The 14092-nt window shown below is 35.8% G+C and carries 13 protein-coding genes; 10 read left to right on the top strand and 3 right to left on the bottom strand.

Annotated features, from left to right (window positions below):
• Positions 1–30: 30 nt before the first annotated feature.
• Positions 31–4365, top strand: coding sequence for a CusA/CzcA family heavy metal efflux RND transporter (locus tag KO521_RS08390; protein ID WP_215939441.1), 4335 nt, complete (start codon positions 31–33; stop codon positions 4363–4365).
• A 10-nt stretch (positions 4366–4375) separates the two neighbouring features.
• Entirely contained in the window at positions 4376–5524 is a 1149-nt protein-coding gene (locus KO521_RS08385; protein ID WP_252729943.1) for an efflux RND transporter periplasmic adaptor subunit, read from the top strand.
• Between the two features lie 26 nt (positions 5525–5550).
• Here KO521_RS08385 and KO521_RS08380 read toward each other — a convergent pair whose 3' ends face one another.
• Positions 5551–5946 carry a YchJ family protein gene (locus tag KO521_RS08380; protein ID WP_215939440.1) on the bottom strand — a complete coding sequence of 132 codons (396 nt, stop codon included), beginning with the start codon at positions 5944–5946 and terminating at the stop codon, positions 5551–5553.
• Between the two features lie 169 nt (positions 5947–6115).
• Between KO521_RS08380 and KO521_RS08375 the strand changes: the two genes are divergently transcribed.
• The 3 genes from KO521_RS08375 to KO521_RS08365 all read left to right on the top strand — a co-directional run bounded on the left by KO521_RS08375 (position 6116) and on the right by KO521_RS08365 (position 8360).
• Positions 6116–6973, top strand: a complete 858-nt coding sequence (locus KO521_RS08375) for a sugar phosphate isomerase/epimerase family protein (RefSeq protein ID WP_215939439.1) — start codon at positions 6116–6118, stop codon at positions 6971–6973.
• Positions 6974–7373: 400 nt separating this feature from the next.
• Positions 7374–7733, top strand: a complete 360-nt coding sequence (locus KO521_RS08370; protein ID WP_215939438.1) for a pyruvate kinase — start codon at positions 7374–7376, stop codon at positions 7731–7733.
• A 60-nt stretch (positions 7734–7793) separates the two neighbouring features.
• Positions 7794–8360, top strand: a complete 567-nt coding sequence (locus KO521_RS08365) for a TlpA family protein disulfide reductase (protein ID WP_215939437.1) — start codon at positions 7794–7796, stop codon at positions 8358–8360.
• Positions 8361–8391: 31 nt separating this feature from the next.
• Here KO521_RS08365 and KO521_RS08360 read toward each other — a convergent pair whose 3' ends face one another.
• Positions 8392–9156, bottom strand: coding sequence for a TIGR02757 family protein (locus KO521_RS08360; protein WP_215939436.1), 765 nt, complete (start codon positions 9154–9156; stop codon positions 8392–8394).
• Positions 9157–9178: 22 nt separating this feature from the next.
• Positions 9179–9871, bottom strand: coding sequence for an ABC transporter ATP-binding protein (locus tag KO521_RS08355; protein ID WP_215939435.1), 693 nt, complete (start codon positions 9869–9871; stop codon positions 9179–9181).
• A gap of 210 nt (positions 9872–10081) precedes the next feature.
• Between KO521_RS08355 and folE the strand changes: the two genes are divergently transcribed.
• The 5 genes from folE to KO521_RS08330 all read left to right on the top strand — a co-directional run bounded on the left by folE (position 10082) and on the right by KO521_RS08330 (position 14023).
• Positions 10082–10681, top strand: coding sequence for a GTP cyclohydrolase I FolE (gene folE / locus KO521_RS08350; RefSeq protein ID WP_215939434.1), 600 nt, complete (start codon positions 10082–10084; stop codon positions 10679–10681).
• A 97-nt stretch (positions 10682–10778) separates the two neighbouring features.
• On the top strand, positions 10779–11084 hold the full coding sequence (locus KO521_RS08345; RefSeq protein ID WP_215939433.1) for a hypothetical protein: 306 nt from the start codon (positions 10779–10781) through the stop codon (positions 11082–11084).
• A gap of 292 nt (positions 11085–11376) precedes the next feature.
• Positions 11377–12597, top strand: a complete 1221-nt coding sequence (locus KO521_RS08340; protein WP_215939432.1) for a sulfite oxidase — start codon at positions 11377–11379, stop codon at positions 12595–12597.
• The gene (locus tag KO521_RS08335; protein ID WP_215939431.1) at positions 12598–13086 is read left to right on the top strand and encodes a monoheme cytochrome C; all 489 of its coding nucleotides are present in this window, start codon (positions 12598–12600) and stop codon (positions 13084–13086) included.
• Positions 13087–13126: 40 nt separating this feature from the next.
• Positions 13127–14023 carry a sterol desaturase family protein gene (locus KO521_RS08330; protein ID WP_215939430.1) on the top strand — a complete coding sequence of 299 codons (897 nt, stop codon included), beginning with the start codon at positions 13127–13129 and terminating at the stop codon, positions 14021–14023.
• Positions 14024–14092 lie beyond the last annotated feature (69 nt).

Genomic DNA, 14092 nt, shown 5'->3' with positions numbered 1-14092 from the left:
ACGTCTAACGTTTATTTATTTTATGAGAAAATGCTATCATATATCATTAATTTCAGCATAAAGAACAAGTTGATTGTTCTTTTGTTTACCGCGTTTATCATTGGTTTTGGATTATATTCAATAACACAAATACCTATTGGAGCAGTGCCTGATGTAACAAATAATCAGGTACAGGTAATTACTACTTCCAGAAATCTGTCTACACAGGATATAGAGCAGTTTATAACGTATCCGGTGGAGTTGGAAATGGCCAATTTACCTGGGGTGAAGGAAATCAGGTCAGTGTCTAAATTTGGCCTGTCTGTTGTAACCATAGTCTTTGAAGATGATATGGGGACTTATCTACCTCGCCAGCTTATTTCTGAAAAAATTAAATCAGCCTCTGAAAAAATTCCTGAAGGATTTGGCGTGCCTGAAATGGGCCCCATTACAACAGGTCTTGGAGAAATCTATCAATATATACTGGATGTAGCTCCAGAGTTTAAGGACCAGTATAGTGCTGAAGATTTGCGAACTATACAGGATTGGGTGGTAAGACGTCAACTTTCGGGTATTCCAGGAGTTGTAGAGGTCAATACTTGGGGAGGTTTTCTAAAACAATATGAAGTAGCTATAAATTCTGAAAAGTTAAATGCTATGAACATTACGGCCCAAGACGTATATAAGGCTGTTAAAATGAACAATAGCATTTCTGGAGGTGGTTATATAGAAAAAATAAACCAAGCCTATTTTATTCGTGGAGAAGGGTTGATCGGCTCACTTGAGGATATTGGTGCGATTGTAGTTAAAAATGAAGGGAATCTTCCCATTTATATTAAGGATGTAGCAGAAGTAGGTTTTGGAAGCGCAACCCGTTTTGGGGCCATAACTGGTAACGGAGAAGGAGAAAAAGTATTAGGGCAAGTAATGATGTTAAAGGATGCCAATTCCAAAAAAGTCATAGATGCCGTAAAAGAACGCGTAGAAAATATATCTCAATCCTTACCGCAAGGGGTATTTATTAATGCTTTTTTAGATCGAAGTGAGCTTATTGCGAAAACAACTTTAACCGTATCCGAAAATCTAATTTTAGGATGTTTGATCGTAATATTCGTGGTCGTTCTTCTTTTGGGTAATTTTCGTTCGGGTCTGGTAGTGGCATCAGTTATACCCCTATGTTTACTGTTTGCTCTCTCCCTCATGTATATTTTTGGTGTGGATGCTAATCTAATGAGTTTGGGTGCAATAGATTTTGGAATCATCATAGATGGAGCAGTAATAATTGTGGAGTTTATTGCCTTTCAAATCACACAGAAAAAGAATGAGATTCTTCGGGTAAGTAACGCGGAACAGCAACTTATTAAGGATCAGATTACCATTAAGGGTGCTTCAAAAATGATGAATTCCGCTATTTTTGGTCAACTAATTATATTGATTGTTTTTATTCCTATTCTTTCTCTTTCTGGAGTAGAGGGTAAAATGTTTAAACCAATGGCGCTAACTTTTAGCTTTGCTCTTTTAGGAGCTATGTTGTTCTGTTTCACTTATGTACCTGTAGCTGCCGCAGTATTTTTAAAACCCTCAATATCATCTGATAAAAATATATCGGTTCGGTTCATGAAATGGTTAAATAAGAAGTATGAGCCTGTTATTCATTGGGCCTTACATAGCAAACGTATGGTTTTGGGAATAGCTTGTACGTTATTGACGGTAGCGGTTTACTTGTACGCTGTCATGGGTGGCGAATTTGTACCAACTTTAGACGAAGGCGATTTTGTGATCCAGCCTGTTCTTAAGACAGGAACTTCCCTTAGCAATACCGTTGAAATCACTACGGAAATTGAAAAAATACTGCTAGATAAATTCCCCGAGGTAAAACAGGTGGTTACACGTATTGGTGCAGCTGAAGTGCCTACAGATCCAATGTCTATGGAAGAAAGCGATGTTATTATTGTGCTAAAACCTAAAAGTGAATGGGTTTCTGCAAAATCTAAAGATCAACTGGCGGATCTATTTAAAGAGGCTCTTTCTGTTATTCCTGGAATGGAGGTTGAGTTTACCCAGCCTATTGAAATGCGATTTAATGAATTGATTACTGGGGTTAGGGCGGATATCGCAATCAAAATTTTTGGTGATGATTTAGATATTCTAGCAAAAAAAGGAAACGAAATAGGAACTTTAATTACAAATGTAAAGGGTGCTGCAGATATATCGGTAGAAAAGATAGTTGGGCTTCCTGAAATGAATGTAAAATTCAATAGAACAAAGATTGCACGATACGGTCTCAATATCCAAGAGGTAAATGATATGGTTTCTATGGGTTTTGCCGGTAGTTCTGCAGGACAAGTTTTTGAAGGTGAACGTCGTTTTGATGTAATTGTGCGCCTAGATAAACGACTGCGACAGGATATTGAAAACCTTAAAAACCTGTATATAGATGTTCCAAGTGGAGGGAAAATACCTTTAAACGAATTGGCAGATATAACTTATAAGAAAGGAGCTGCAAAGATATCCCGAGATGATACTAGGCGAAGAATTGTTGTGGGAGTCAATGTCCGCAATAGGGACCTTCAATCTGTTGTGGATGATATGCAAAAATTAATAGATGAAAATATAGACCTGCCTGTGGGATATACAATTACTTATGGCGGACAGTTCGAAAACCTTCAGAGTGCAAAATCTAGATTATTGGTTGCCGTGCCAATTGCCCTAATTCTAATTTTTGTACTTCTTTATTTTGCTTTTCAATCGGTTAAGGAGGCATTGATGATTTATTCAGCTATTCCGCTTGCAGCTGTAGGAGGGGTTTTATTGTTGTGGTTACGGGACTTACCTTTTAGTATATCTGCGGGGGTTGGTTTTATTGCACTTTTTGGTATTGCGGTACTTAACGGAATTGTTTTAATAGAACATTTTAAAGAGCTGAAAAAGGGAAATCAATTCAATGATATTAATGAGCTGGTTAAGCAGGGGGCAAAAGATAGGTTACGTGCTGTTTTATTAACGGCAATGGCAGCTGCCTTTGGGTTTTTACCCATGGCGATATCAACAAATGCGGGGGCAGAAGTACAACGGCCATTGGCCACAGTGGTTATTGGCGGATTAATTACTGCTACATTGCTAACCTTGGTAGTTTTGCCAGTACTATACTCTTATTTTGAAAAGTCTACGCAAAAAGTCTCAGGTTTTAATAAGAATAAATCAATTGGTTTAGGTGTTATTTTGCTTATGGTTTCAATGAATAGCAATGCACAAGAAACGTCTATGGATTGCGAAGCCTTAATTCTGTTGGCTATAGAAAATAATGCGGGGCTCAATGCTCATAGGTTGGAAATAAAACAATCAAATGCCTTAGTAAATAGCGCTTTTAGTTTTGATAAAACTCACCTCTATTATGAGTTTGATGAAAATAATCTGGCCTCTAACAATGAACCACTACGGGTCTATGGCATTCAACAGGACTTTAAGTTTCCTACTCTATATTTTTCCGAAAAGAAAGTCAATAAGGCTCATCTAGCTTTAGCTACTAATTCGTATGAAATTCAGAAAAAAGGTATAGAGAGAAGTGTAGCAAGTGCATATTTCACCTATCAAATTGCACAAGAAAAGCAGCGAGTGCTCGCCACATTAGACAGCCTGTATTCTAGTTTTTCTAGTGTAGCCGCAAGACGTTTTGAGTTGGGAGAAACCAATTATCTGGAAAAAATAACCGCAGTTTCAAAACAGAAGCAGATCAATTTAAAATATCATGAAGCACAACAAAATGTTGCCTTGGCTTATAGTAACTTAAATAAGGTTGTACAGTCAGAGGATAAACTGACGATTGTTCGTGAAACAATTTTGAAAGTAAATTTTGACGCGACGGACATTAATGGAAGTGCAGAAATAAAATATTACCAGAACAGGATTTCTCTTTTAAAATATCAACAGGATTTTGAAAGACAGCGTCTCTTGCCGGATATTAACTTAAATTATTTTCAAGGAACAAATTCGGGCCTTAATGGTAATTTATACGGTTATCAATTGGGGTTAAGGATTCCGGTTTTATTTGGTGGACAAGCTTCTAAAATTAAAGCGGCAAGTTTTGCGAAAGAAATAGCTACCGAGGAGTATAACGAATATGCTATTCTACTAAAGGCTAAGTATATGGCTTTAAAAAAACAGATGAATCATTTAAATAGAGCCTTAGATTATTATGAACAGGAAGGGCGTATTCTCTCTGATGAAATTATAAAAACCGCAAATGGCAGCTTTAAAAATGGAGAGGTGGACTTTTACCAGTACATTCAAAGTTTGGAAAGTGCCTATGAAGTAAAGTTAGATTATTTAGATAAGCTTTCGCAATACAATCAAATAGTAATCGCCATGAATTATATAACACTTTAATACACGCATTATGCAACGCATTATATATAACATTATAATATTAAGCTTTATAACTCTTGCACTTGCTTGTGGCGATAAAGCTTCTGAAAACAGTAAATCTAAAAGTCAAAAAACGGAAACTGTAGATACTGAAATATTTGTATCAAAAGCTCAGTTTGAACATAATAAAATGGAGTTGGGTAGTATAATTACCAAAACCTTTCCTATAGTTATAAAAACTACGGGAATGATTGATGTCCCTCCAGAAAATAGAGCTGTGGTTAATGCAACTATGGGAGGATATATTAAGACTGTTCCTTTGTTGATAGGCGATAAGGTAAAGAAGGGACAGCCACTTGTAACTATTGAGAATCCAGATTTTATAACGTTGCAACAAGACTATATGGAGGTAAACGAAAAATTAGGCTTTCTAAGGTCCGAGTACGAGCGACAAAAAACTATGATGGATGAAAATATTACATCTCAAAAAAGCTTCCTACAGGCAGAGAGTAATTATAAAATGGCTGTAGCTAAGCACAATGGTCTTAAAAAGCAATTAACGCTTTTGAACATCTCTCCCTCTCGGGTCGAAAGGGGAAGCCTAAGTTCCGAAGTAACGATTTTCGCTCCGTTATCCGGAAGTATAACCAAGGTTAATGTAACACGTGGTACTTATGTGTCACCAGCTACATCAATCATGGAAATCATTAACAATGAACATCTCCATCTGGAATTATCGGTTTTTGAAAAAGACATCATGAAAATCAGAAAAGACCAGAAAATCAACTTCAAGGTTCCAGAATCTTCCAATGATCTATATAATGCGGAAGTTCATCTTATAGGAACGGCTATTGAGGAAGATAGAACAATTAAAATACATGGTCATCTATTAAATGAAAAAGATGCTAATTTCTTAACGGGAATGTTTGTAGAAGCTGAAATTGTGACGGAAGTAGAAGAGGTAAATTCGTTGGCAGAAACTGCAGTGGTGGATGTAGAAAATTCGTATTCACTTTTAAAATTGAATAAAGAAACCGATGACGGCTATTACTTTGATCAGATTTTGGTTAAAATAGGTAATACTTACGGTGGTGAAGTATCATTGTCCTCAATGGGAGAGTTAACAATGAAAGATAGAATATTGACCAAAGGAACTTTTAATCTCATTGGAGGTGAGTAAAAGTATTCCGAGAAATAGGTAGAATTTTAGGCCTTGTGTTTGCCATTCACATATACCCAATGACCGTTTTCTCTAGTAAAATTGGAATTTTCATGAATGACGGCCATTTTTCCGTTTTCTATATAAAAAGCTTTGAATTCTACGGTTCCCGCAGTATCTGAAATTTTGCCCATAGTTGTTTTTAGAACTTCTAGTTTCAACCAGTTTACAGTTTTTGTCCAGGCTTCTATTTCTCGCTTTTCGCGTTTATTTGGTCGGGTAGAGCTATGGTGGCTTTTTTGTAAGTAATCCATATTTGCCAAAACAAAAGCACTGTAACGGGAACGCATTAGCTCTTCCGGAGTATTGACGGTGTTTATGTTGTTATGTGCCTTTTGGCAACATGATTCGTATAAATTTTCAGGATTGCAAGGACATTGCATTTGGAATCGATTTAGAGCTCAAAATTACATTTATCCACGACCATTTTAACAATATGGATTCACGTTTTAATAGTATTGGAATTTGGTAAGACTGCATTTTAAGGTCAATGGTCAAATTATTTTTATAAAGATATAGTATCTTAGCAATCTTCACTAAACTTAAATAAAAATGAAAAAAATCAAAGTACTGCTAGTTTGTCTTTTAATGGGATCGGCTTTATTTATTAATGCTCAAGAGAGTTATGGAGGCTTAGCTTTGTATACCCTAAGGGATAATATGGCATCTGATGCTAAAACTACCTTAAAGGCTGTGGCAGATTCAGGTTACAAATATATAGAAGCGGCAGGTTATGATGATGGTAAATTTTATGGGATGACACCGGTAGAATTCAAAAAAACTTTAAAGGAGTTAGGACTAAAGCCTATTAGCAGCCATCAATCAACAGTTACCTTAGAAAATGCAGATAAGATGATCGCAGATGTAAAATCTGCAGGATTCAAATATTTTGTTATTCCGATTCCGCCAATGGGGCTTTTTACCTTTCAGGAAGAGGTCATGGTAATGGGGATGACCGGAGGCGCAGAGAATTTAGCCACTATTCTTGATGAATTAGGAGCTAAATGTAAGAGGCAAGGGTTAAAATTACTTTATCACAATCATGACTTTGAATTTAAAAAAGACAAAGATGGAGTAGTGGTCATTGATTACCTTTTAGAGAATTGCGACCCTAAGTTGGTCAACTTTCAAATGGATTTGTTTTGGGTGACAAAAGCAGGTGCTGATCCGGTGGCTTACTTTAAGAAGTATCCAAAACGTTTTAAGATTTGGCATGTAAAAGATATGAATGAAGACGGTTGGTTTGCACCTGTTGGTACCGGTAGTATTGATTTTGGCCCAATATATGCCCAAAAGAAATTATCTGGTATGAAATACTATATGGTAGAGCAGGATAAAACTTTTAAAATGGAACCTCTAGAAGCTATTAAGGTAAGTCATAAAGGACTAAAAAAGTTCGGTTTTAAATAAGTAAGAAATATATTAGTTTTATAAACCATTGTCAAAAGACAATGGTTTATTTTTTTTAGGAAAATGAGTGTAAACGTTCAAACTTATTCAGGTTTTAGTTTATAAAATAACGGTTTTATGTATTCTCATTTAGATTAAGCGATAACTGATGATGTTCGCATAGTGCGTTGTTTAGTAATCATGTAGAAGCAAATGAAAAATAACTGTATATTACGGTTTGTTTATCAGAAACACCTATCATATGTACTCTATATAATGGTTCAAGTAAAGTATAGATAACAGAAAGTATGTAACTAACTTTCAGCATGTTATATATTTTATTTTAAATTGTTAATAATTTATCATATCCTCATAAGTCGTATACCATCTGAAGCCCTTAATTTTACATGCTTTTTAGCATATGGAAGAACTTAAAGTAGGGGATAAACTATACAATACCAAACAAGAAGGTTTTAATGATTTTGTACGATATTCTTTTTCTGAGGTTGTAAAGCTAACCAAAACGCTCGCGGTCTTAAAAAATGGCACAAAACTAATTAACAGACCTAAAATATCTTATATAACGGAAAGTATTGGCTATTCGGTTAACCGTCAAAAAGGGGTACATTGGCACTTGGTTTCCATTGAGGCTATACGCAATGCACAAGTTGAGAATGAAAAAATAGCGGCTCACGACTGGTTTGAAAATAAAGAGTTTTCGTTAAAAGAAAAACAGTGGATTTATAGGCAGTTCAAACAAATGAGCGAAAAAAGTCAGTAGATAGCTTCATCTGCTTAAAGTACTATTGATGTATTTCAATTTGTGGTCTTATTTATAATAATGAAAAAAAGAAAGCTTAGTATTAGTGATGGTGTCCTGTTGGTTTTTTTACTATTGCTAATCATTCCACAGACACGTAAGCCCATACAGGTTGCGTTAAATAGTTTGAAAATTCAATTTTTCTCTCCATCAACTTTAGATAAAGCTAATCAAGTCTCAATTACGCCATTTACATATCAAGTATCTACTCTTAATGGTGCTTTAAAGGAAATTAAAATAGGAAACAATAAAGTGACTTTTGTAAGTTATTGGGCCACGTGGTGTCCACCCTGTATTGCAGAAATGCCTGGTATTCAAAAGTTATATGATGATTATGGTGGTTCAATCAATTTTATTCTTTTAACAAATGAAGAACCAGAGGTTGTTCGCGCGTTTTTGGATAAAAAGGGATTTAACCTTCCCGTATATATTCCCAGAATGCAAACTCCAGAGGCACTTTACGAAAAAAGTATACCAACTAATTTTCTGATTGATAAATCTGGAAATATAATCGTTAAAGAAACGGGGTCTACAGATTGGAACGCTGAAAAATTTAGAACAATCCTAGATGGTTTGATAGCCTCCTAGCCTTTAATTTTAATTTTTACCCTTTAATGCTTTAAAACTTTTCAAAAACACCTAAACCAAACAGGGCAAAGTCATATTTCACTGGATCTAAAGGGTCTAGTTTTCTCAGGTTTTTATCTAGTTCTGCCAATGCCTTTGCATCGTTTTGCTTTCGGGTGAGTAATTTTAGTTTTCTTCCAACGTTTCCTGAATGAACGTCTAAAGGGCAAGATAATTGGCTGGGAGAAATACTGTCCCAAATTCCAAAATCTACGGAGGTGGCGTTGGTTCGCACCATCCAACGTAAAAACATATTAATACGCTTGGCGGCAGAACCTTTTAAAGGGTCGCTTACATGCTTCTGTGTGCGAGTAGGATGTGGAAGTTCAAAAAATGTTTTCTTGAATTCCGAAATTGCCGTTTGCATTGAGTTGGCTTCGGACTTCTTAGCAAAAACCGATTCTAATCCATTGTGATTTACGTAGATGTTCTGTAGACTTTTTATAAAATAGTTTAAATCTTCACCATTGAAGGTCCGATGTACAAAATTGGATAGTTCATCGGTCTTATCAACTTCATATTCAAGCACGTAATCATAGGGTGAATTCCCCATGAGTTCCATTAGTTTGTTGGCGTTTTTGATAATGCTTTTACGATTGCCCCAAGCAATGGTAGCGGTTAAAAATGCACTGATTTCAATATCTTCTTTACGTGAAAATTTATGCGGAATCTGAATGGGGTCTGTCTCCAAGAATTTTGGATGTTCATATTCCAATACCTTGGCATCTAAAAATTGCTTTAATTCGGTACGGTTCATTCGGTAAAGCGTTTCAAAAATATCACAGTTCAGGAGTGTCTAGAACTACTTCTTTGTTAACGATTAACCCATCTACCATAGTTAGTTTGCGGTCTGCCATATCTGCCAATTGCTCGTTATGTGTTACGATTACAAAGGTCTGTCCAAATTCATCACGAAGCTCAAAAAATAGCTTATGCAGGTTATCCGCACTTTCGGAATCCAAGTTGCCGCTAGGTTCATCGGCAAAAATAATAGAAGGGTCATTTATCAAAGCACGGGCAACTGCTACGCGTTGCTGCTCACCACCAGAAAGTTCATTGGGTTTATGGTTATATCGCGCGGATAAACCTAGGAAATTCAATAGCTCCTTGGCTTTGGCCTCAGCTTGAGCTTTAGAGGTGTTTTTTATAAATGCAGGAATACAAACGTTTTCAAGTGCTGTAAATTCTGGAAGCAGCTGATGAAATTGAAAAATGAAACCAATATGTTCATTTCGGAATTTCGCCAAATTTTTATCGGACAGTGCAGTTACCTCAGTTCCATTTATCAACAGTTTACTATCCGATGGATTGGACTGAACATCTAGAGTGCCTAAAATCTGTAATAATGTAGTTTTACCAGCTCCGGAAGCACCTACTATAGAAATTACTTCACCCTTTTCTATATGAAGATCAACTCCTTTAAGTACCGCTAAATCCCCGTAAAACTTTTTAATATTATTGGCTTTTATCATATATTATACTTCTTGATCTGCTTGAATTTCATGGATAAAACTAATCCAAAACATCTTATGCTGGTAAAAGTAATGAAATTTGATGTGTACTAAGGGATTGGTTAAAATGCCTTTTTTGATACAAAAAATATTAAATTGGCGACTTTGTGCAGAAATATGAACTTTTGTTTACTATTTTTACCCATACAATAAACAAGATAAAGCAGCTTTATGGCACCCTACAGAAATTTAGAAGAATACAATTTGGAAATCACGACCGAAGTAAAAGACCGATTTTCAAAAATTATAGATGGAATAGGTGAAGATGTCACTAGAGAAGGATTGGTAAAAACACCGGAAAGAGCAGCAAAAGCAATGCTTTTTCTTACACAAGGCTATCAACAGGATGCGGTAGAAATACTTCAAGGGGCCATGTTTAAAGAGGATTATGATGATATGGTCATTATAAAGGATATTGAATTATATTCTCTTTGTGAGCACCATATGCTGCCTTTCTTTGGAAAAGCACATGTAGCTTATATTCCAAACGGTCATATTGTAGGGCTAAGTAAAATACCACGCGTAGTGGATGTTTTTGCGCGCCGTCTTCAAGTACAAGAGCGTCTTACGCATGATATTTTGGAATGTATTAATAGTACATTAAAACCTAAAGGTGTTGCCGTGGTTATTGAAGCTTCGCACATGTGTATGATGATGCGTGGTGTTCAAAAGCAAAATTCCGTAACTACAACATCTGGATTTAGGGGGCAGTTTGAGAAGATTGAAACACGCAATGAATTTTTGAAGCTTATCAGTTCGGATTTGTCTTAATGACCTCTTAAACAGGATATTCTTGTTATCAACAATTTTTAAGATTTAATTTTGGCATTCTTATTGCGTTAAATAGTAAGAATTAATACTTTATATAATGTCAAAAGAGAAAGATGAAAAATACAAAAAGCTCCTTTTAGGATTGCTCTTTGATGGTATTGGTATGCTATCATTTGCAATACCGTTCATTGGTGAGTTTTCAGATATCGTGTGGGCACCTTTAGCTGGTTGGTTAATGACTCGTATGTACAAAGGTAAAATAGGCCAAGGTGCAGGTGTAGTAACATTTTTAGAAGAAATCATTCCTGGTTTAGATGTTATACCAACGTTCACGATAATGTGGTTGTATACTTATGTCTTTAAGAAAACCAAGAACGCAGAATCTATAGAATTTAACACTTAATTTTTTATCAAGGTTAAATTAGTGGATATTAAGAGTTCATACCATTTTCCAAAAATCTATAGATTTAATAGGTTTTCAACTACAAATCTCATTTACAACTAATTATATTTTTTTGTAGTATAAGTCTCCAAACCTCCTTTATTTAAAAGGCTAACCACAATCTTTATTATTTTGTTTAACCTTTTCTAAGAGTATCACAACCAAAACCTTAAAAAAAAATTAAATTCATAAAATAGCATAGAAGGGAACACTAAATAACTATAACTTTGAGTGTAACCCAGACCTAAATTTTATGCAGAGAAGAAAGTTTATAGGTAAAGCTGCGCTTGTATCTTTAGCCAGCATTATTGGAGCTGACATTGTATATGGCTCAAAAATGGTGGAGAATTATATTCCCTTAGCATTACAAGATCCAGACCCTTTTAAATTATTTAATAAAGACAAGGAAATGGTTGTGCTTAATGACAAACCTTGGAATATGGAAGCTCAGGCACATTTGTTGGATGATAAGATTACGCCCAATAAGTTCGTTTTTGTCCGTAATAATGGACTAATTCCTGAAGATATCGACGTAAAAAATTGGACTCTTGATTTTGACGGGGAATCCGTACAACAAAAGAAAACCTATACCTTAGAGGAACTTAAATCAAAGTTTAAACATTATACTTACCAATTAACTTTGGAATGTGGTGGTAATGGACGTAGTGAGTTTGACCCGCCTGCAAAAGGAAACCAGTGGACCATTGGAGCAGTATATTGTGCTAGTTGGACCGGAGTTAGGCTACGCGATGTATTGGAGGATGTTGGGATAAAAGATGATGCGGTGTATTTTGGCTATCATGCTGCAGATTTACATTTGAGTCGCGATCCTTCTAAAGAACCTATATCTAGAGGGGCCCCAATGGCGAAAGCGATGCAAGACGAAACATTATTGGCGTTTAAGATGAACGGAGAAGATATTCCTTTGGCACATGGTTATCCACTTCGTGTGATTGCAGGTGGTTGGCCCGCATCCGTTTCCGGGAAATGGCTCCAGCGCATTAGTATTAGAAACATAGTTCATGACGGTACTAAAATGACCGGTACTGCATATCGAGTGCCTTGTAAACCAGTAGCGCCCGGCGCAAAAGTCGCGGATGAGGATATGTGTATTATTGAATCTATGCCTGTAAAATCACTAATTACTTACCCCAAGTCCGGCGCTATAATTTCTAAAGGCAAAAAGCTAAATATTAGAGGGCATGCCTGGGCAGGGGAGTTGGAAGTTGTTAAAATGGAATACTCAATTGATTTTGGTGCTACATGGAAGGTTTGCAAACTAGATAAGCCTGCCAACCGCTTAGCATGGCAGCATTTTTCTGCAGCTATAGATTTTCCGAAAGAAGGGTACTATGAGGTTTGGGCAAAGGCTACGGATGCAAATGGTGTAAGTCAGCCCATGTTATTGCCAGGGTGGAATCCTAAGGGGTATCTAAACAATGCTTGTCATAGAATAGCCGTAAAAATAGCATAGATGAAAAATCCAAATCACGAGAAGCTGAGAAAAGATTTTGGAGGTGTTTATAAAGTGGTTATTATCGCTTTTGCATCAATTGCTGTACTTTCCATAGGTGTTATCTACTTAATGACAAATCCGGAATTTTCATTTTATGAGAATACAGACTCAGATTCTGAAACGGTCGCGGTACCTACGGAGGAAGATGACTTTGATAAAGTAGAAAACGGTATTCACGTACGGACCGGTTTTATTGAAGCACCAGGAATGATTGAGACTGTGCAAAACTGTACCAATTGCCACTCAGCAAAATTGGTAATGCAGAACCGTATGAACAAGGAACGTTGGAAATCTACTATTAAATGGATGCAGGATACTCAAAACCTTTGGGATTTAGGAGAAAATGAAGATATTATTATAGATTATTTGGTTACCAACTATCCTCCAAAGAAAAAGGGAAGAAGAGAGGTCCTAGCTGATATTGATTGGTATGAATTGAAAGATTAATAAACTTTGTTCGACTCATAAATAGAAAATACCCTTAACCATGCAAAAGTATTTTGATGCATTTATAAATTCCTTTAGGGGAACGATAGATTGGACATGGAAATCCATCCTGTTTGATGTGCCTTGGTATACCAATTATTTTTGGGGTATTATTTTACTTTCCGTTTTGGTTTGGATTCTTGAAATAGCCTTTCCTTGGCGTAAAAATCAAGCTGTTTTCAGAAAGGATTTTTGGTTAGATGGATTTTATATTTTTTTTAATTTTTTTCTTTTTGCAATTGCTATAAGTGGTTTTTATAAGTTGCTAGAAGTCTTATTTTTAGACTTAGGTATTTCAGTTGATACTTTATCCTTGTTTAATATACGAGGTTGGTCGCCATTTTTACAATTAGTGGTCTTTTTTATTCTTTTGGATTTTGTACAATGGTTCACTCATATGTTGCTTCATAGGTATGCTTTTTTATGGGAATTTCATAAAGTTCACCATAGTGTAAAAGAAATGGGTTTTGCCGCTCATATGAGATATCACTGGATGGAAAATTTATTCTACAAACCACTTAAAACTTTTGCCGTAATGATTTTGGGTGGCTTTGAGCCAGAACAAGCTTATATAGTTCATTTTTTCGCAATTGCCATCGGCCACTTAAATCACTCGAATATAAAGCTCACATGGGGCCCTTTAAAATATATTTTTAATAATCCGGTTATGCATTTGTACCATCATGCGTATGAACTACCTGAAGGAAGGAAGAATGGTGTTAATTATGGTATTAGTTTAAGCTTATGGGATTATATTTTCAAGACCAACTATATTCCAGAGGATAGCGGCTTGGTTCCACTTGGTTATGAAGGGGATGATGAAATGCCCAAAAGTTTCTTAGGGCAACTTGTGCATGGTTTTCATTTTAAATCTAAAAACAGAGCCGCAAGCGAATAAAATTTAGATTTCCAGTAATTCTGCACTATGAAAAACAAATAACAAATTATCAGCTATTACAAGAAAACA

The sequence above is a fragment of the Zobellia uliginosa genome, from assembly GCF_018860745.1.
Lineage (GTDB): Bacteria > Bacteroidota > Bacteroidia > Flavobacteriales > Flavobacteriaceae > Zobellia > Zobellia uliginosa_B.
This window is presented reverse-complemented; position numbering and strand designations above follow the sequence as displayed.